The organism is Nocardioides pinisoli, from assembly GCF_024199985.1.
Classification (GTDB): domain Bacteria; phylum Actinomycetota; class Actinomycetes; order Propionibacteriales; family Nocardioidaceae; genus Nocardioides; species Nocardioides pinisoli.
In genome coordinates this window covers 411773-429309 of sequence record NZ_JANARS010000002.1, presented here as the reverse complement: position 1 = coordinate 429309, position 17537 = coordinate 411773, and the positions used below count along the sequence as shown (strand labels likewise).

At 71.1% G+C, this 17537-nt stretch carries 21 protein-coding genes and 1 pseudogene; 6 read left to right on the top strand and 16 right to left on the bottom strand.

The annotated features are described in order from the left end of the window. Window positions 1–33: 33 nt before the first annotated feature. From NCI01_RS06135 to NCI01_RS06110, 6 genes are all read right to left on the bottom strand, one after another. On the bottom strand, window positions 34–489 hold the full coding sequence (locus NCI01_RS06135) for a hypothetical protein (protein WP_254180584.1): 456 nt from the start codon (window positions 487–489) through the stop codon (window positions 34–36). A gap of 134 nt (window positions 490–623) precedes the next feature. Beyond that, on the bottom strand, window positions 624–3137 hold the full coding sequence (locus NCI01_RS06130) for a M14 family zinc carboxypeptidase (protein WP_254180583.1): 2514 nt from the start codon (window positions 3135–3137) through the stop codon (window positions 624–626). A 109-nt stretch (window positions 3138–3246) separates the two neighbouring features. After that, on the bottom strand, window positions 3247–3528 hold the full coding sequence (locus tag NCI01_RS06125; RefSeq protein WP_254180582.1) for a hypothetical protein: 282 nt from the start codon (window positions 3526–3528) through the stop codon (window positions 3247–3249). Window positions 3529–3562: 34 nt separating this feature from the next. Continuing rightward, window positions 3563–4027: a hemerythrin domain-containing protein gene (locus tag NCI01_RS06120; RefSeq protein WP_254180581.1), complete on the bottom strand. Its 465-nt coding sequence runs from the start codon at window positions 4025–4027 to the stop codon at window positions 3563–3565. Window positions 4028–4095: 68 nt separating this feature from the next. Next, window positions 4096–4707: a hypothetical protein gene (locus NCI01_RS06115; RefSeq protein WP_254180580.1), complete on the bottom strand. Its 612-nt coding sequence runs from the start codon at window positions 4705–4707 to the stop codon at window positions 4096–4098. Continuing rightward, window positions 4704–5318 carry an FMN-binding negative transcriptional regulator gene (locus tag NCI01_RS06110; RefSeq protein WP_254180579.1) on the bottom strand — a complete coding sequence of 205 codons (615 nt, stop codon included), beginning with the start codon at window positions 5316–5318 and terminating at the stop codon, window positions 4704–4706. Before NCI01_RS06110 ends, NCI01_RS06115 begins: the two co-directional genes overlap by 4 nt. A 59-nt stretch (window positions 5319–5377) precedes the next feature. On the opposite strand from NCI01_RS06110, the gene NCI01_RS06105 reads away from it, so the two are divergent. The 4 genes and pseudogenes from NCI01_RS06105 to NCI01_RS06090 form a co-directional block, all read left to right on the top strand. Then, complete coding sequence (locus tag NCI01_RS06105) at window positions 5378–6934, top strand: ATP-dependent DNA ligase (RefSeq protein ID WP_254180578.1); 1557 nt, start codon at window positions 5378–5380, stop codon at window positions 6932–6934. A 129-nt stretch (window positions 6935–7063) separates the two neighbouring features. Continuing rightward, complete coding sequence (locus NCI01_RS06100) at window positions 7064–8347, top strand: AAA family ATPase (protein ID WP_254180577.1); 1284 nt, start codon at window positions 7064–7066, stop codon at window positions 8345–8347. Continuing rightward, window positions 8347–9009, top strand: a complete 663-nt coding sequence (locus NCI01_RS06095) for a DUF4276 family protein (RefSeq protein ID WP_254180576.1) — start codon at window positions 8347–8349, stop codon at window positions 9007–9009. Before NCI01_RS06100 ends, NCI01_RS06095 begins: the two co-directional genes overlap by 1 nt. Before the next feature lie 38 nt (window positions 9010–9047). Further along, a pseudogene (locus NCI01_RS06090) lies at window positions 9048–9317 on the top strand (ATP dependent DNA ligase); the annotation flags it as partial. Here the strand turns inward: NCI01_RS06090 and NCI01_RS06085 are convergent. Beyond that, on the bottom strand, window positions 9314–10180 hold the full coding sequence (locus tag NCI01_RS06085) for a S1 family peptidase (RefSeq protein ID WP_254180575.1): 867 nt from the start codon (window positions 10178–10180) through the stop codon (window positions 9314–9316). The pseudogene NCI01_RS06090 and the gene NCI01_RS06085 sit on opposite strands and share 4 nt — an antisense overlap. Window positions 10181–10236: 56 nt before the next feature. On the opposite strand from NCI01_RS06085, the gene NCI01_RS06080 reads away from it, so the two are divergent. After that, the gene (locus tag NCI01_RS06080) at window positions 10237–10962 is read left to right on the top strand and encodes a TetR/AcrR family transcriptional regulator (RefSeq protein WP_254180574.1); all 726 of its coding nucleotides are present in this window, start codon (window positions 10237–10239) and stop codon (window positions 10960–10962) included. 11 nt (window positions 10963–10973) lie between these two features. On the opposite strand, the gene NCI01_RS06075 is transcribed toward NCI01_RS06080, so the two are convergent. The 4 genes from NCI01_RS06075 to NCI01_RS06060 form a co-directional block, all read right to left on the bottom strand. Beyond that, window positions 10974–11783, bottom strand: coding sequence for a DUF1206 domain-containing protein (locus NCI01_RS06075; RefSeq protein WP_254180573.1), 810 nt, complete (start codon window positions 11781–11783; stop codon window positions 10974–10976). Between the two features lie 88 nt (window positions 11784–11871). Further along, window positions 11872–12282, bottom strand: a complete 411-nt coding sequence (gene nusB / locus NCI01_RS06070; RefSeq protein ID WP_254180572.1) for a transcription antitermination factor NusB — start codon at window positions 12280–12282, stop codon at window positions 11872–11874. Between the two features lie 6 nt (window positions 12283–12288). Continuing rightward, window positions 12289–12852: an elongation factor P gene (efp, locus tag NCI01_RS06065; RefSeq protein ID WP_172259690.1), complete on the bottom strand. Its 564-nt coding sequence runs from the start codon at window positions 12850–12852 to the stop codon at window positions 12289–12291. Between the two features lie 74 nt (window positions 12853–12926). Next, window positions 12927–13742, bottom strand: coding sequence for an aminoglycoside phosphotransferase family protein (locus tag NCI01_RS06060; RefSeq protein ID WP_254180571.1), 816 nt, complete (start codon window positions 13740–13742; stop codon window positions 12927–12929). 34 nt (window positions 13743–13776) lie between these two features. Between NCI01_RS06060 and NCI01_RS06055 the strand changes: the two genes are divergently transcribed. After that, complete coding sequence (locus NCI01_RS06055) at window positions 13777–14427, top strand: SDR family oxidoreductase (protein ID WP_254180570.1); 651 nt, start codon at window positions 13777–13779, stop codon at window positions 14425–14427. Between the two features lie 127 nt (window positions 14428–14554). On the opposite strand, the gene NCI01_RS06050 is transcribed toward NCI01_RS06055, so the two are convergent. The 5 genes from NCI01_RS06050 to NCI01_RS06030 form a co-directional block, all read right to left on the bottom strand. Beyond that, window positions 14555–15178 carry a hypothetical protein gene (locus tag NCI01_RS06050; protein ID WP_254180569.1) on the bottom strand — a complete coding sequence of 208 codons (624 nt, stop codon included), beginning with the start codon at window positions 15176–15178 and terminating at the stop codon, window positions 14555–14557. Between the two features lie 10 nt (window positions 15179–15188). Then, window positions 15189–15521: a hypothetical protein gene (locus NCI01_RS06045; RefSeq protein ID WP_254180568.1), complete on the bottom strand. Its 333-nt coding sequence runs from the start codon at window positions 15519–15521 to the stop codon at window positions 15189–15191. After that, window positions 15518–15706 carry a hypothetical protein gene (locus NCI01_RS06040; protein ID WP_254180567.1) on the bottom strand — a complete coding sequence of 63 codons (189 nt, stop codon included), beginning with the start codon at window positions 15704–15706 and terminating at the stop codon, window positions 15518–15520. The genes NCI01_RS06045 and NCI01_RS06040 overlap by 4 nt, the downstream gene beginning before the upstream one ends. A 95-nt stretch (window positions 15707–15801) precedes the next feature. Beyond that, window positions 15802–16674 carry an NAD(P)H-hydrate dehydratase gene (locus tag NCI01_RS06035; RefSeq protein ID WP_254180566.1) on the bottom strand — a complete coding sequence of 291 codons (873 nt, stop codon included), beginning with the start codon at window positions 16672–16674 and terminating at the stop codon, window positions 15802–15804. Further along, entirely contained in the window at window positions 16667–17428 is a 762-nt protein-coding gene (locus NCI01_RS06030) for a histidine phosphatase family protein (RefSeq protein WP_254180565.1), read from the bottom strand. Before NCI01_RS06030 ends, NCI01_RS06035 begins: the two co-directional genes overlap by 8 nt. Window positions 17429–17537 lie beyond the last annotated feature (109 nt).

Below are 17537 nucleotides of genomic sequence, written 5' to 3'. Positions count from 1 at the left end.
AGTCGCCGGGTGACCCGACGCCCGGCGTCCGCCTCAGTGCTGGGCGGGGCCGGGGTCGAGCCGGTCGAGCATCTCGGTCAGGTGCCGACGCAGGTGCTCCGAGTTCTCCTCCGCCAGCTGCTGGAGACGAGCGACCTCGGACTGCCCCTGCGCGCGCTGCTCCTCGGTCTCGGTGAGCAGCTGGTCGGCCGTCGCCTGCGCCTCGTCCACTGCCCGCCTGGCGGCGAGCCGGGCGGCCTCGACCATTCCCTCGGCCTCCCGCTGCGCCGAACGCACGAGCTCGCCTGCCTCCTCCCGGGCGGCAGCGACGATCTCCGCCGCCTCGGCCCGGGCGTCGGAGCGCCACTGGTCGGTGTCGCGGGCGGTCATCTCCAGCAGTCGCGCCGCCGAGGGCGAACGGGGCGCCGGCACCTCGCGTTGCCCCATCGGGCGGTCCTGCTGCTCGCCCGCCTCATCGCGGACGTCGTCGTCCAGTCCTCTGCTCAGCACGTGCGTCTCCTCTCTCGTCCCCCCGAGTGGTGTCGGCAGCAGCGTAGGGGTTTGCACGCTGGAAGGTGGTGGCGCGGGCCCGCACGCCGACCCGCGCTGAGGGATCGACCACACTCTGCCGGCGTGGTCGCCGGCTACAGGGTCGCCCAGACCAGCGCCCGTCCGACGAGGGCGTACTGCCCCTTGGGGTGAGCCCGGTAGAGCGGTTCGCTGCCGAACATCACCACGCCGGCACCGGTCTCGTCCTCGCCCCGGATCACCACGGCCTGGCCGCGGGCGGCATCGGGTCCGCCGGAGCCGTCGGGCCGTGCCCGCCAGTGCCCCGACACCAGGGGGCCGTCCGTGCCGTAGGCCTGCTCGACGCTCACCTCGCTGCCCAACCCGGTGAACCAGGACGGTCCGCTGACGAAGGTGTGCGGGGTCGCGCGGGCGGTGAGCGGGCCCCCGGAGCTGTCGACGCGTACGACGCCGTTGGCATCGGTCCTGCCGGCGACCCGGGAGGCCGTGAGGAGGCCCGCGGCCTGGTTGAAGGTCGCCCCGGTGGCGCCCCGGGTGACCACTCCCCCGCCGGACGCGAGGAACCCGGCGAGGCCGGCCCGCGCCTGCGGGGTGAGGCCGGTGTAGGACAGCCCGCTGGAGACGAACAGGGTGTCCACACCGGCCCAGTCGAATCCGCTGTTGAGCGTCGCCGTGGACACCTGCTGCACGGCGAAGCCCATCTCCGCCAGCGCGAAGAGCTCGTCCGCGGGAGCGGCAGCCGCGACGACCGTCTCCTCCATCGGCGTTCCTTCGACGCTTGCCGCGGCCCTGAGGACCACGCCGAAGCGGTCGGCGACGGCCGCCGCGACAGCGGGGTCCGGGGCGGGCAGCACGACGGAGCCCTGGTCCGTCCACTGGACCTCGGTGCCGGTCTCGAGCAGGGCGTTGAGCGCCTCGAAGTCCTTCGGGTCGTCGAGGCGGAGCTCGAGCGCGCCGCCGCCCTCGACGCTGCCGGTGCCGCCGGCGACCACGACAGGCTTGCCCACGACGGAGAGGTCACCGTCCTCGACGGTGTCCACGGTGGCGCCCCACAGCAGGCCCAGGCTCCAGCCGGAGATGTCGTACATCTGGTCGACGCGGTCACTGATGTCGGTGCCCTCGTCGAGGATGACGTTGGCCAGGCCCCGCTTCGGCTGGTGCATGTCGACGACATGGCTGCCGGCGGGATACGCCCGCCCGCCGGCCGAGAACGCCTTCGTGGCGACCTCGACGTCGACGTCGTTGGCGACCAGGTGGTCGACGAGCCGGGCTGCGGCGACGGCCGACCGCTGGTCCGCGCCGGCCGGGATCACGTAGGCGCGGGGGAAGTCGGTGGTGTAGACGTCCTCGGGACCGATCTCGGGGAACAGGTCGGGGCCGACCACCCGCTGGGCCTCCCCTGCGGCGCCGCGGCGGAAGATCTCGATCTGGTCCGCGATCAGCTCAGCGCGGTTCTCGTCGACGTACGCGATGGACGCGCGGACGGCCGCCTCGGCGATGTCGGTGTTGATGGCGCTCCGCCGGCGCAGCTCGGCCACCGGGAGGTTGTAGGACGCGTTGTTGACCCGCAGCGGGATCTCGATGGTGTGGGAGACGGTGCCGTGAAAGGCGGCGTACTGCGGGGTGAAGATCGGCGGCCAGTCGTCCCAGCCCTCGTCCCAGTCGCGGAACGGGATCACGACGGGCTGGACGCCGTCGGCCGGGGTGTAGCCGAGGCCGTTGACGGCCTCCTCCATCGCCAGGCCGTTGGGGTAGGCGTGCTTGATGAACAGGTCGTACTCGTAGTTCTCACCGTGCGGTGGCGTGGTGGGCTCGATGAGGGTGCCGTTGACGTAGCCGTGCAGGTCGAGCATCACTAGGGGCTGGGTGTCGATCAGCGCCTGCCGCACGCCCCGCACCTCCGGCTGGCTGGCGGTGATGAAGTCGCGGTTCATGTCGAACCCGTTGCCGTTGGCACGCGTGTTGGCCACCCGGCCGTCGGGGTTCATCGACACGACGAAGTAGAGACGCGTCCGGTCCAACAGCGACTTGACCGCAGGGTCGCTGCTCGTCGCCAGGTCCTCGATGACGCGCAGGTTGGCGTCGGCGCCCTCGAACTCGTTGCCGTGGATGTTGCCGTTGAAGAACAGGGGCGCCTTGTAGCGCTTGGGGATGCTCGCGTCGCGGGCGGCTTGCGCGGCCTGGTCCAGGATGCGTCGCCGCATCTGGTCCTGACGCCGCGCCTCGCCCGGCGACTCGGGGGAGGTGACCGTCACCAGGTAGACGTCACGCCCGCGAGCAGTCTGGGCGATGACCTCGGCACTGACCCGGTCGCTGGCCTGCTGCAGCTCGTTGAGCGTCGGCGCGATCTCGTGGTAGGGCACGAGGCCGAGCTTGATCGCCGCGTCGGACGGGTCGGCCGGCGGTTCCGCGAGGACGGTCTGCCGCGGGAACGCGCGGTCGACGCCCCGCCCGGTGGCGACCGCCTTGCCGGCCCCCGGATCCGGGAGGCGGTCCACGCGCAGCTCGCGAGGCGCCTCTTCGCGGACCGGGTGGTCATCGCGTGGATCGGCAGCGGCGGGCGTGACGGCGGCCAGCAGGCCGACGGCGAGCGCCGAGATGAGGACGGTCGTACGGCTGCGGTGCTTCATGGCTTCTCCCCGCGGTAGGAGCGAGGAAGCAGTAGACCACCGCGAACGGGCCCACGAGGATGCCACATTTTGGTGGTCTTGGTGCGCGACCTCGCCGGGCCACGCGGCTTCAGGTGAGGGCGAACCGATCGAGCGCCCCTCGCCACGACCGGGCGATCAGGTGGTTCATGGTGTGGTGGATCAGGAAGATGGCCACCTTGTCCAGCGGCTTCACCGGGTGGGTGCTCCACTCGACGTGGAGGCGGCTGTCGAGGGTCGTGCTCCAGGTCCGGAGCCGGCGGTCGGTGAAGTCGGTCATCGCCTCCAGCACCTGCTCGGGCGACGCCCGGGTGACCAGGTCGAACCGCATCTCACCCACACCCCGCAGCTCGGGCGGAGATGACCGTGCCACGAGCGTGCTGCTCCGGCGCCTTGCCTCCCACGGGTCAGGTCTCCCCGCCGATGTCGAGCTCGTACGCCTCGAAGACGAGGTCGGAGCCTCGCTGGCGGTGCCGGACGAGCCTGCCCAGCAGCGCCGTTCCGAGGGCGCGGACCCTGTCGACGCCGCCCTCGACGTCCGGTGCTGCGACTCGCTCCAGGAGGCTGTCCACCTGGCCACGGATCAGCACGTGCTCGCGCTTGAGGGTGGTGACGGACTCGGTCAGCCGTGGGGCGGTCTCGAGGACCTCGCGATAGAGCCCGTCGGGACCCTCGGTGATCTCGACGTGCTCACGGAGGTCGCCGGCGAGCTCCACCGTGGCCGCGTGGACACGCTGGGCCCATCGTCCCCTGTCGCCGTTGGCCGGCGCTGCCAGTGCGGCCTCCAGCGTGCTCATCGACTCGCGCAGCTCCGCGCGCTGTCGCCGCAGCTCCTCCAGGAGCATGTCGTCCGGCGTGGGCGTCGCTTCCATGGGCCCTCCGTCCCCGGGTCGCGTCTCCCACCAGTGTCGCTCGCTCGACCTCGCCCTGGCGACCCTGGCTAGCCCGATCTCTCGATCGTGGTCACCACGCTCGTCACGGACGGCCGATGCGGCGTGCTCGAGAACCCGAACCGGCAGGGCGGGTCCACGGGCGTGAGGGTGCCCAGGTCGGTCCCCCGCCAGCCACCGGAGATCGCCGACACCGCGACGACGGAGGTCGCGCCGTACCACTCCCGCCGGTCGTTGCCGGCCGTCCCGCGGGTGCGCACACCGCGCAGCACGACGCGGGCCACCGGGTCGACGAGGGAGCACCAGCCGGGCGAGGTGGCCAGGCGGTCCGGCACCAGGCCCAGGAGCGCGCCCAGCGGCGTACGACCGCCGACGACGAGCCGCAGCGACAGCGAGGGCGTCGACACCTGCCAGCCGTCGTCGGTGTCCTCGACGGCCACGGGCTCGATGACGTGCTCGTCGAACGAGTAGGTGGCCGCGACGAAGTCACGCACCCGCTCGGACGGCGCGAGGAGCACCCGGTGATCGGCGGCGTCCTCCACCATCACGTCGGCGAACGCGCCCCACGGTGAGTCGTCCCAGCGACCGACGACGACCCGCACGCCGCTGGTGCTGCCGACGCCCGCGATGCGACCGGTGAAGCGTTCGCGGACGCGGGTCACGGAGCGACGAGCCCGTCGGGCTCGCGCCCGTCCGCGGCCAGTCCCCCGGCCACGCCGGCGCGGTCCTCGTCGGAGCGGTTCTGGCTGAGCTTGGCCTTGGCCTCGACCGACTCGACGACGACCTCGACGCCGACGATGGGGCGCAGGTTCTTGTCGACGTAGTCGGCCGGTGCGTCTGTCACCGCCCACGGATCGGCGCGCGGCCGCTCGTGGCGGTCCGTCAGTCGCGTGACGAGACCCCGCACCCAGTCGGCGTCGTCGTGCACGGCGACGCGCCCGCGGAGGTGGACGACCGAGTAGTTCCACGTCGGGACGACCTTGCCGTGCTCGGCCTTCGTGGCATACCAGGACGGCGAGACGTAGGTGTCGGCGCCGGTCACGATCGCCAGCGCCGGCGAGCCGTCGACGATCCTGCGCCAGTGCGCGTTGGCGCGGGCGAGGTGGCCGACCAGCCGGTCGCCCTCCCACAGCACCGGCAGGAACGTCGCGTCGGGTACGCCGTCGTCGCCCACTGTCACGAGCTGGGCGGTCGCGACCGCCTCGACGAAAGGACGGACGTCGTCGGGGTCCATCACGTTGAAGCGCGGCACGTAGAGGGAGGCATCGGGCACGGGACCATCCTGCCCGTTGGGAGGCGGCGACTGTCAGTGGCGGGCGGCAGGATGGACGCATGCTGCTCGCCGAGCTCGTCGCCACCTCCGCCGCCGTGGCCGCCACCCGCTCCCGCAAGGCCAAGGTCGCCGCGCTCGCGGAGCTGCTCGGCCGCGTCGAGCCCGAGGAGCTCGAGGTGGTCGTGTCCTACCTCGGCGGTGCGCTCCGCCAACGGCGCACGGGTCTGGGCTGGCGCGGCGTCAGCGAGCTGCCGGGGTCCGCCGACGAGCCGTCGCTGACCGTGCTGGAGGTCCACGACGCGTTCGAGGCGATGTCGCGCCTGTCCGGTGCGGGCTCCCAGCTCGCGCGGAAGGAGGCGGTCGCCGACCTCTTCGGCCGTGCGACCGCGGCCGAGCAGGCGTGGCTGCGCGCCATCGTCACCGGCAACGTCCGCCAGGGCGCGCTCGACGCCGTCACCCAGGAGGCGGTGGCCCTGGTGGCCGACGTGCCGCTCGCGTCGGTGCGCCGTGCCGCGATGCTCGCCGGGTCCACCGTCGCGGCGGCCGCGGCAGCGTTCGAGGGCGAGGAGGCGCTGGCCGCGATCGGGCTCGAGGTCGGTCGCCCGATCCTGCCGATGCTCGCCTCCAGCGCGCCCGACGTCGCCGCCGCCATGGCGGGCCTGTCCCCCGGCGGCGCCACCGAGGTGGCGATCGACGCCAAGCTCGACGGCATCCGGATCCAGGTGCACCGCGACGGCGACGAGGTGCTCGTGGTGACCCGCAGCCTCGACGACATCACCGGCCGGCTGCCCGAGGTCGTCGAGGTGGCCCGCTCCCTGCCCGCCGAGCGTTTCGTCCTCGACGGCGAGGCGCTCGCCCTCACCGACGACGGCCGACCGATGGCCTTCCAGGACACCGCGAGCCGCACCGCCCAGGACACCGGCGTCGCGGTGACGCCCCACTTCTTCGACCTGCTCCACGTCGACGGACGCGACCTGCTCGACTCCCCCGGCCACGAGCGCCTCGCCGCGCTCGACGCGCTGGTCCCCGAGCCCCACCGCGTACGACGCCTCGTCACCGCCGACGCCGAGGCCGCCGACGCCTTCGCCGCCGAGACCGTCGCCGCCGGCCACGAGGGTGTCGTGCTCAAGGACCTGTCCGCCCCCTACGCCGCCGGTCGCCGTGGCTCGGCCTGGGTGAAGGTCAAGCCGCGCCACACCCTCGACCTGGTCGTCCTCGCCGTCGAGTGGGGGTCGGGCCGGCGCGAGGGGTGGCTGTCAACCATCCACCTCGGTGCGCGCGACGAGTCGTCGGAGACCGGGTTCGTGATGCTCGGCAAGACGTTGAAGGATCATTACGAACCCGGTTGGACCATGGTCGGCAAGACTTTCAAAGGGATGTCAGACGAGATGTTGAAGTGGCAGACCGAGCGGTTCCTTGAACTCGAGATCCAGAGGAAGGACCACGTTGTGTACGTGCAGCCGAGCCAGGTGGTTGAGATCGCGTTCGACGGCGTGCAACGGTCGAGCCGCTACGAGGGCGGCGCAGCACTCCGTTTCGCCCGAGTCATCCGTTATCGCGATGACAAGTCCGCAGATCAGGCGGACACCATCACAACGGTCCTCTCCTACCTCTAGGCTGCACGTGGACATCTGGCCGCGAGGCCCATACACCCAGACACTCTGAGCTGGACCACATCGAACCGGAGACGTCGCACCGTGCGAATCACAAACCTTCACGTCAGACGATTCAAGTCACTGTATGACGTGGAAATTGTTCCCACCAACTTCTCCGTTGTGACTGGCCCGAACGGTAGCGGCAAGAGCAATCTTGTTGAGGCGCTCGCGTTTCTCGGCGAGGTTTACCAGTTCGGTTTCGAGTTCGCGGTCGGGCGCTACGGAGGCATCGACGCAATCGCCTATCGCGACAAGAGGCGAACCACAATCGGAGTTGAATTCAAGGTGAGCGCATCACTGAGTGCAAGCGAGGTGTATGAGCGCTCCTACTTCCCGCGCAGCCGCCGCGAAACGTTGGAACAGTATGCCAATCGACGGTTCACCATAGATCATGCATTCACGCTTAAGCCGGCCGGCGCGGCGGCCAGCGCGGAGTATGGATTGCACAACGAGAACTTGACCCTCTCCGTAGAACGCGCCGACGGTACGTTTGCGCAACTTCTGACGGTCGTAGGGAACAACGACGCATCGCCAGACGACGGTGGTGCTGCTCGGGTCGTAGTTCACGATTACGCGGAAGACTTAGACATCGGCCCTCTGAGCGAATTGGCTCTTGGCAGTTTCGTGCGCCGAATCGGAAACACTTGGGATGAATCCCGTGACTTGGGAAGTGTTATCGAACTCGCTCGACTGGCTCCCGTAGTGCGCCACTTCGCGCAAAGCATGGGGTTGATCCGCGCCTACCGCCTAAACCCAAGCGCCTGTCGAAAGCCCGCAGTGCTGACGCCCAACGCTGCGCTAGAAAGTGATGGGTCGAACTTGCCTGCCGCTGCATCGCGAATGATGAAGCGGCAACCGGAGGCATGGAATCAAGTGCTCTCGAGCATGCGACAAATTCTGCCGGATTTGACTGAGATCGACACGTCACCGAGTCCCGAGTACGGCATCAGCCTGCGCTTCCAGGAACAGGAGCGAGGTCGGCCGTGGTCGGCCCACGAGGTTTCTGACGGCACGATACAGGCGCTTGCTCTCTTCATCGCCGCGTTTGATCCTCGCGCGCCAATCGTACTTGTCGAGGAACCCGAGAATGCCGTGCACCCATGGGTGCTCCGGCGGTTCTTGGAGGTCTGCAAGAGCCTCACGGAGAAGCAGACCATTCTTACGACTCACTCACCTGTCCTGCTATCGCTAGTCAGGCCAGAGGACGTCTTCCTTATGTGGCGGTCCGCTGGACGATCGGCATTGAAGCCTCTCACCCGCGTAGCTCCAGATGCACACCGGCTCTACTATGAGGAAGGGTTCGACGTCTTCTCTCTCTACGACAGCGGGATGATCGGCGAAGCTATCCCCGGCGCAGGGTCGGAGCGCGGCTGATGGCTACCCGGCGGAGAACACTGAAGAAGATTGGGATCGTCACGGAGGGCGATTCTGAGGTACTGGCGCTCCCAGGGCTGTACGAGGCGCTCTCAGAGAGGACAAGTACGCAGTACCTGAAGCCGCTGAGGGCGGCCGTGGACCCGCTTGCGCCACCACCGGTAGTGAGCCGAGGATGCGCGGACCGAGTTCGTCTGTCATTCGCCAAGGGCGCAGATCTGGTCGTGGTCCTGCTTGATCGCGAAGGTGCCTCTCAGTCGGCGGCAGATCGGGCAGCCGACATCGAGAAGATGCTTGCGAAGGATTTCGGGGACAACGTTCGCGTTGTAGTCAAGGACCGCACGTTTGAACATTGGCTCATTGCCGCCTGCGGAGCCTTTGCTGCTCACCCAGCGAAATACCCCAACGCGGAGAAGATCAAGAAGGGTTATACCAAGGGGCGAGCCGACAGTTGCGCGGACGCCGAATCGCTGATCAATCGTGGGTTGGGGAAGGGAAAGTACGAAAAGACGAAGGACGCTCCTGAGATTCTCAAGTCTGCTTCAATCGTCGAGATGGCAACCCACAGTCGAAGTTTTCGCCGTTTTCTGGCGGTCTGCGGTGATGCTACCTACTCGAACGGCTCATGCACGTCACTAGAGCCGCCTCTCGGTCCTGCGTAATGCTCCGTCGGTAACTCGTTTCTGCCAAGACGTTCAAGGGCATGACCGACGAGATGCTGGCCTGGCAGACCGAGCGCTTCACCGACCTGGCCGTCTCCCCTGCGTCGGTCCGCGACAGCTATGTCGTCCCCGTCCGGCCCGAGCAGGTCGTGGAGATCGCCTTCGACGGGCTCCAGCGCTCCACGCGCTACCCCGGCGGCGTGGCGCTCCGCTTCGCGCGGGTCCTGCGCTACCGCGACGACAAGGGCCCGCACGAGGCCGACACGATCGAGACAGTGCGCTCGCACGTCACGGTTGAGTCCTCCTAGCCGCGCCGCTCCGGCAGCCGGCATCCCGGCAGGTCGAGGTCGAGGACGCGGCCGGCGTCCAGGCAGCCGAGCAGCCACGACGTCTGCTGGCCGTAGTTCATGTCCCTGCGCATGACGACGCGCCCGCGCCGGTTCTCCTCGCAGGCGGAGTCGATGCACCGCCGACCGCCGACGTAGCCGGTGTTGGCGACCCCGACGACGAGCCCGGTCTCGCGGGAGACGATCGGCGAGCCTGAGTAGCCCCCGCGGATCGCGCAGCCGTCGCGGGCCGGGAGCCGGATCGAGTCCCACCAGTCCCACTTCCGCTCATGCACCCGGTGCGCCGTGCCGGTGGTGGCGCAGCCCCGTTGCTCGGCCCAGTAGCCGGACGGGATGCGGACCCGGTCACCGCGCGACGGTCCCTCAGCGGCCAGGGACAGCGGCGCCACGCCCGCGCCGGCCAGGTCGGCGTACGTCTGCCGCAGCCGCAGGACTGCGGCGTCGGTGCGGAACATGGTGGCGTACTCCAGCCGCACCGCCCGCGCGGCCAGGGCGACGTCGCCGAGGCCGTCGAGCAGCTCGACCCGCGTCCACCGCTTCTCGTCCACCAGCACCTCCCGGGCGCCGAGGAACGGCCGGCGGACGCAGTGGCCGTTGGTGAGGACGACGGCGCGGTCGGAGTCGAGGGACGCCGGCCACCGCACGACCGCCCCGGAGCAGCCGGGCAGCCGGGCGGTCCCGGCGAAGCGCCCGCCGTCCACGGCTACTGTCGCGGCTCCTGACCCGGTGGCTGACGCGCCGAGCGGCACGAGGAGCGCGCCGAGGACGGCGACCGCAGCGGCGAGGAGCGCGCCGACGGCAGCACGACGGGAGGTGGCGACCATCACCCCGGCATCGAACCACACCCGGGCCGGACGACGACGTACCTAGACTGGCCGCCATGAGCACCGAGCCGACCCCCGCGACCGGTCCCGCACGGGGCGGCACCGCGGCCGCCCGGCGCCGGCTGCGCGAGGCGGAGATCATCTCGGCCACGCGCCGCCTCTTCGACGAGCGCGGCGTCCGCGACGCCCAGATCGAGGACATCGCCCGGGCGGTCGGGATCAACCGCGCCATCATCTACCGCCACTTCACCGGCAAGGAGGAGCTCTTCAGCCTCACCCTGGTGCAGTACCTCGACGAGCTGAGGGTGGCGCTGGAGCAGGCGGCCGCGACCACCGACGAGCCGCGCGACCAGCTCGTACGACTCGTGGAGGCGTTCGTCGACTACGGCCTGGCCCACCCGGCGTTCGTCGACTGCGCCCAGGCCATCATGCGACGTCCCGGCGGCGACCTGCTGGAGGAGGTCAGTGAGAGCGCGATGTATCGCCTCGGCCAGGCCATCAGCGGCTGCCTGTCCGTGCTGACCCGCGTCATCACCGCCGGCGCGAGCAGCGGTGACTTCCACGTCGACGATCCCGGGCTGCTCGCCAACATGCTCTACGCCAGCGGCCTGGGCACCCTGCAGCTCGGACGGGTCGCGATGCTGGTGTCGGAGGAGCAGCCGGGCGTCCCGCGGATCAGCCGGGTCACCGTCGAGCAGGTGCGCGACCACATGGTCGCTACCGCCCTCGCGCTCGCGGCCGGGGCGCCGACGAGCGCGGGCAGCGCGGCCCGGGGTCGGTAGCGCCTGCGCTCCTAGCGCGAGAGGTGCTTGGCCCGGGCGAAGCAGAAGACGCCGTAGGCGGCGATGCCGATCGCGATCGCCGTCAGCAGCACCGGGCCGAACGGCTGCTCGAGCACCGTCTGCAGCGCCTGGTCGAGCCCGCCCGACTTCTTCGCGTCGTGCGTGATCGCCGCGTAGCAGAAGAGTCCGCCGACGATCGCGATGGCGACGCCCTTCGCGATGTAGCCGACCTTGCCCATCAGGACGTAGGCCGAGCCGTCCTGGCCGGCCTGGCCCTGCGCGTCGAGGTGCTCGCGGAACTTCTCGGTCCAGCCACGGACGACGAGCGAGACGCCGTAGCCGATGATCGCGAGCCCGATGGCACCGACCATCAGCTGGCCCCCGGGGAGGTTCATGATCTTGGCGGTGGTGGAGTCGGTGCCGCCACCGCCACCGGAACCGGTCGCGACCTGCACCGCGCTCCAGCCGATCGCGCCGTAGATGACGGCCTTGCCCAACGACGTCGCACGCTTGCGCCAGCGCTTCTTGTCGTCGGACTCGTCGCGGTAGCCGAAGCCGAACTCCAGCAGCCGCCACACGACGAGGAAGAGCATGCCGACGGCGATCATCCACACCAGGAAGCCGCCGAGGGGCTGCTGGGCGAGGTAGTGCAGGGCGCCGGAGTTGGAGGCGCTGTCCTCCTTCTCGCCGAACGCCAGCTGGAGCGCCAGCCACCCGACCAGCAGGTGGACGACGCCGTAGGCGACCAGCCCCGCGCGGATCGCATGGTCCAGCCAGTCGCTGTTGTGTGCCTGCCGGGCGGTGGTGCGGGGGGCGTTCATGTCGCCAACCTAGGACCTCGCGACGGTCGCCGCGACCCGGTGGACCCCTCCGGGTGAGCCCGGTCCGGACCAGGCCTCGGACCAGGCCTCAGACCAGGCTGGCGCGGTCGCGCTGGATCGAGCCGAGCAGCCCGTTGACGAAGGCCGGTGAGTCGTCGGTGGAGAGGTCCTGCACGAGGTGCAGCGCCTCGCTCACCGCCACCGTGTCGGGCACGTCGTCGTCGCCCCACAGCAGCTCGTAGACGCCGATGCGGAGCACGTTGCGGTCGACCGCCGGCATCCGGCCGAGCGTCCAGCCCTTGCTGTAGGTCGTCAGCACCTCGTCGATGCGCTCGCGGTGCTCGACCACGCCCCGCACCAGCGTGCTGGTGTAGTCGTTGGTCGGGCCCTCGCCGGCCTCGATGGCGCGCTCGAGCGCCACCACGGGGTCCTCCGAGCGGAGCTCGGAGGCGAACAGGATGTCGAGCGCGCGCTTGCGCGCCTTGGAGCGGGCAGCCACCTGGTGTCAGGCCTTGACGCGGCCGAGGTAGGACGAGTCGCGGGTGTCGACCTTGACCTTCTCGCCGGTGGTGATGAAGAGCGGCACCGCGATGGTGTGGCCGGTCTCGAGCGTGGCGGGCTTGGTGCCGCCGGTCGAGCGGTCGCCCTGCAGGCCCGGCTCGGTCTCGGCGATCAGCAGCTCGACGGAGGCCGGCAGCTCGATGAACAGCACGCGGCCCTCGTTGGTGGCCACGATGGCCTCCTGGTTCTCCAGCATGAAGTTCTTCGCGTCGCCCACGACCTCGGGGGTGACCTCGAGCTGCTCGTAGGTGCTGGTGTCCATGAAGACGTAGGACGAGCCGTCGTTGTAGAGGTACTGCATGGTGCGCTTGTCGACGTTGGCCGTCTCGACCTTGGTGCCGGCGTTGAAGGTCTTGTCGACGTTCTTGCCCGACTCGACGTTGCGGAGCTTGGTGCGCACGAAGGCCGGGCCCTTGCCGGGCTTCACGTGCTGGAACTCGACGACGGACCAGAGCTGACCCTCGATCTTGAGGACCATGCCGTTCTTGAGGTCGTTGGTGGTTGCCATGAGGTGTGTGTCCGCCTTCGTCGAGTTGTCAACGTCTACCGGGCGCCGGGCGAGGCCCGCGCCGACGCACAAGTCTAGTCGCGGCCCGCGAGAGCCATGAAATGCACGGCCTGCGCCTCGGTGGTGCCCCGTGGGTTGCGCCGCCAGGCGCCGTTGCCCGGCAGGAGCATCCCCAGCCAGAACGCTGCCCACAACGGGCGGTAGGCGGCCATCCGGGCGCGGTCCTCGGCGTCCAGCCCCGCGGCCGCCGGCAGCGCGTCGACGTCGTACACGCCCGGGAGGCGGCTGCCGAGGTGCTCGACGTGGTCGGCGAGCTCGTACGCCGGGTCGCTGAGGCCACCGTCCTCGAAGTCGACCAGCCGTACCGTCCCCTCGTGCAGGAGCACGTTGGCCGGGTTGAGGTCGGCGATACCGAGCGCGGAGGTCCGGGGCTCCGGGAGAGGCGGCGCGGACACGAAGGCACGGGCGTGGGCGAGGGCGTCCCCGACCAGGGCCGGGTCGTGGCACTCCCCCAGGTCGTGGTCGTCGGCGAGCCACTCGACGAGCACCCCGGCCAGCGCCTCGCCGTCATACCTCCGTGGGCCGATCCCGGTGTCGCGCACCGCCTCCACTGGTACGTCGTACAGCCGGCGCAGGGCGGCCCCCAGCGCACCGGTCTCGGCGGGCGTCAGCGGTCGGGGCGGCAGTGGCCGCCCGGGCACCCGCGACATCACGATCACCGGCCGGTCGCCGTCCTCGCGCCGCAGCGGCCTGGGCGCGAGACCGGGCGCGTGCTCGGCCAGGAGCGTGAGGCACGCCCACTCGCGCTCTGCCTGCGCCTCGTGGTCTGCGACGAACGCCTTCCTGACCTCCGTGGCGCTGATGGCCACGTCATGGGTGGAGGACTGCACCCGGGCCAACCTAGCCCTGTGTAGCGTCGAGGCCATGCGAGTGACCATCATCGGCGGACACGGCAAGATCGCGCTCATCCTGGCTCCCCTGCTGGTGAAGGCGGGGCACGAGGTCACCTCGGTGATCCGCAACCCCGACCACGTGGCGGACGTGGAGGCGACGGGCGCGACCGCCCTCGTCTCGTCGGTGGAGGACGCCGACACCCACGCGCTGGCCGACCTGCTGTCCGGGCAGGACGCGGTGGTCTGGTCCGCGGGCGCCGGCGGCGGCTCCCCCGAGCGGACCTACGCCGTCGACCGCGACGCCGCCATCCGGTCGATGGATGCGGCACAGGCCGCGGGGGTGGGTCGCTACGTGATGGTGTCGTTCTCCGGCGCCGACCGCGACTCCCTGGTGCCGGAGGACAACCCGTTCCGGCACTATCAGGACGCCAAGATCGCGGCCGACGAGCACCTGCGCGCGTCGGGCCTCGACTGGACGATCCTCGGTCCGGGCAGCCTGACGCTCGAGCCCGGCCGCGGCTCGGTGAACCCCGACGCCCGCTCGGGCGAGGGAGACACGACCTCGCGCGAGCTCGTGGCCCAGGTCGCGCTCGCCGTCCTGGCCGACCCGCGTACCCACCGCAGGACGCTGGTCTTCGGCGACGGCGACGTCCCGATCGAGGACTGGCTCGCCTCGCTCTGACGGCGCGGCTCGTCACCCCGCGCGGCACCGTCAGCACCCCCGGACCTGGGCGTCCACCGTGGGCCGATGCTCCGGCGCACTCGGCGCGGCCGCCCGACCGTGTCGCGTTGCGCCTGCTCGAGTCGGCTCAGCGTTCGTAGACGTCCGGGATGCCGTCTGCGTCGACGTCCGCTGTCTCTTCGGCTTCGATGCGGCGGTAGGCGCGGTTGCGAGAGCGGAGCACCACCGCCGCCAGGGCGGATGCGGTGACGGAGCCGGCGAGCACTTGGTCCTCGAACCACGCGAGTGACCCGAGGGCAGCACGGAGGCGCCGCATGAGCTCCCACGGCCCGTCGTCGACCGGCTCGGCCTGGACCATGACCCCACCGACGGACAGCGTCACCCCGGTGAGGCGCAGCCTGACGGGCGGCGACTCACGACCCACGTCCTCGAGCGACGAGATCCAACCGTCCGTGACCGGCTCGTGCGCGCTGGCGGCGGCCCGGTAGGGCTCAAGCGCCCGCACGGTGAAGTGGCTCGCGTCCTGCCGTCCGGTCTCGAAGTGGCCGGGGCCCGCACAGGTCACCGCCTCGTCCATCACGCCCGCCAGCACGTCGCGCGTCGTCTCGTCCGGGACGCACACCACGCTCACGGGCCAGCGTCCGCCGTCCACCGGTGGCTCGTCCCGGCGGTGGGCGCCCGCGAGCAGGGCGGGGATCGCGTCCTCGAGCAGCCGGTCGAAGGCGGGGTTGCTGCGGACGTGCGCGGACACGGGCCGGAGCCTATCTCTGGGCGACCTCGTCGGCGGCCAGGCGCAGGTCGCGCCAGTCGGTGACCGCGAGCCGTGACGCAGAGGCGAGCCGACCGAGGTCACCCGCAGCGAGGAGCCAGACGTCCTCGAGGACCTCGGCAGGTGGTACGACGTCGCCGTGGCTGTCGTGCCACGCCAGCTCGAGCAGCTCCATCAGGTCGAGGGCCGGCTCGGCGCCGTCACCGAACTCGCGGGTCGCGCGGTCGCGGGCGGCGTCGCGCCGCTCCTGCCTGCTGAGCGCCACGACCGAGCGCGGCACGCGTGTGCCGCTGCCGGCGCCGGCCGCGCCGTCTCGGACCATCACCAGGCGGGCCGTCGCGGTCGGACCGTGCTCATCATGTGCAGCAGCGCGTCACGGCGGGCCGCTCGCACCTCGCCCAGCTTGAGCTGGCACTCCCAGCACCGGTCCGTCGGGACGCAGCACATCGCGTCGCGGACCTCGGCCTCCAGCTGGTCTGCGTGGGCGCTCCTGCTCAGGACGCTTCCCATGGTCTTCCTCCCCTGTCGTTGCACGTCGAGTGTGACCGGGGCGGCGATGCGACCGCATCAGCATTACTACGCATGTCTGGACCGGTGGCCCAGCGTCAGCCGCTCAGCTCGGCGAGCAGCCCGGGCAGCTCGCCGGGCAGCTCGCGGGCCAGGTAGCCCACCGGCCCGACCCGTTCGGCCAGGCGGTCGCCGGCCGTCGCATGCAGGTACGCACCCCAGACGGCGGCCTGCTCGGGCTCCGCGCCGCGCGCGAGCAGACCGGCCACGAGGCCGGCCTGCACGTCGCCCGAACCAGCGGTGCCGAGCCCCGGGTTGCCGGCCTCGACGCGCCACACCTCGTCGCGGCGGGCCACCACCTTCACGGCGCCACCGCACAGCACGACCGCGCGGGTGAGCGTCGCGAGCCGGGCCGTGTGGCCCTCGAGGTCGCTGGAGGCCTCGTCCTCGGAGACCCCGAGGCAGTGCGCCAGCTCGCACGGGTTCACCGTGAGCACCACGGTCGCGTCGAGCGCGGCGACCTCCTCGTGGTTGTCGGTGACGTACGCCGTGGCCAACGCGTCGAGGACGACCGTGCCCTGCAGCCTCGGGAGCATCCGCCGCACGAGGGCGTCCGACACGTCGGGGTCGATGAAACCGGGTCCGAGCAGCGTCGGGCAGCCGTCCGCCTGCTCGACGAGCCCGTCCGCCTCGTCAGGGTGGAGCGCCCCGCCGTCGTCCTCCGCCAGCCCGGTGACCATCAGCTCAGGTGCCGTCACGGCGAGGACGGCGGCGCTCGAGCCCGCGGTCGCGAGCTGGACCTTGCCGGCGCCCACCCGGAAGGCGCCCTCGGCCGCCAGCAGCCCGGCGCCCGGGGTCTCGCGACTCCCGGCCACCACCACCAGCCGCCCGCGCTCCTCCTTGTCCGACCCGAGGTCGGGCAGCGGCCAGTCGCGGAGCAACGCCGCGGTGACGAGCGTGCCCTCAGGCATCGGGCGCCTCGCCCGCCTGGTCGTCCTCGTCGGTCTTCTCGGCGGGGCTCGGCTCGAGGTGCTCGTCACTGGCGAACGTGTCGAGCACGAGGCCGTCCGAGCGCCGGCAGTAGCGGGTGAGCGAGGCGTTGGGGATCGGCGTGGTGCGGTCGATCTCGAGCAGGCCGGCCTCGTCGAGCCCCTCCAGCGCGTAGCGGAACGACATGATCACGGCCTGGTGCGTGAAGAGCCACACGCGCTTGCCGTCGAAGCCCTCGCGCAGGTCGATGAGCAGGCTGCGCGCCCGCAGCACCACGTCGGCCCAGCTCTCCCCCGACGGCGGCTGGTAGTAGAACTTGCCGACGTGGGAGCGGCGCTCGGCCTCCTCGGGATGCCGCGCGCGGATGCCCTTGCCGGTCAGCCCGTCGAGCAGACCGAGGTCCCGCTCGCGCAGCCGCTCGTCCAGCAGCAGCTCGACGTCGAGGTCGGCCAGCGCGGTGCGGGCGGTGTCGGCGGCGCGTCGGTAGGGCGAGCTGACGACGAGGTCGGGCCGCTCCCCCGCCGCGAGCCCCGCGACCCACCGCCCGAGGGTGCGTGCCTGCTCCTGGCCGTTGTCGGAGAGCTCGACGTCCGCATCGCGCGCGGAGAGCTCGAGCCGCTCGGCATCGGCGTCGCGGGCCTCGCTGTCGGCGATGTTGCCGGCGCTCTCCGCGTGCCGCACCAGCACCAGCTCGTGGGGTCCACGCCTTGCCTGCAGCGCCCTCGTCAGGCCCACCGTGCCTCCTCGTCGTACGTCCCGGGGTGCGGTCGGTCCGCCCCTTCCGGTCCGTTACCCCGACGTCACCGCGTGGATGCGTCCGCCGCCGTCCCCGTCACGCCGGGGA

Bases quoted from the DNA above. Each gene is read 5' to 3' on its own strand.
- NCI01_RS06130 (WP_254180583.1), bottom strand. From the start codon at position 3,137: ATGAAGCACCGCAGCCGTACGACCGTCCTCATCTCGGCGCTCGCCGTC.
- NCI01_RS06120 (WP_254180581.1), bottom strand. From the start codon at position 4,027: ATGGAAGCGACGCCCACGCCGGACGACATGCTCCTGGAGGAGCTGCGG.
- NCI01_RS06105 (WP_254180578.1), top strand. From the start codon at position 5,378: ATGCTGCTCGCCGAGCTCGTCGCCACCTCCGCCGCCGTGGCCGCCACC.
- NCI01_RS06095 (WP_254180576.1), top strand. From the start codon at position 8,347: ATGGCTACCCGGCGGAGAACACTGAAGAAGATTGGGATCGTCACGGAG.
- NCI01_RS06085 (WP_254180575.1), bottom strand. From the start codon at position 10,180: ATGGTCGCCACCTCCCGTCGTGCTGCCGTCGGCGCGCTCCTCGCCGCT.
- NCI01_RS06080 (WP_254180574.1), top strand. From the start codon at position 10,237: ATGAGCACCGAGCCGACCCCCGCGACCGGTCCCGCACGGGGCGGCACC.
- NCI01_RS06075 (WP_254180573.1), bottom strand. From the start codon at position 11,783: ATGAACGCCCCCCGCACCACCGCCCGGCAGGCACACAACAGCGACTGG.
- efp (WP_172259690.1), bottom strand. From the start codon at position 12,852: ATGGCAACCACCAACGACCTCAAGAACGGCATGGTCCTCAAGATCGAG.
- NCI01_RS06055 (WP_254180570.1), top strand. From the start codon at position 13,777: ATGCGAGTGACCATCATCGGCGGACACGGCAAGATCGCGCTCATCCTG.
- NCI01_RS06040 (WP_254180567.1), bottom strand. From the start codon at position 15,706: ATGGGAAGCGTCCTGAGCAGGAGCGCCCACGCAGACCAGCTGGAGGCC.
- NCI01_RS06035 (WP_254180566.1), bottom strand. From the start codon at position 16,674: ATGCCTGAGGGCACGCTCGTCACCGCGGCGTTGCTCCGCGACTGGCCG.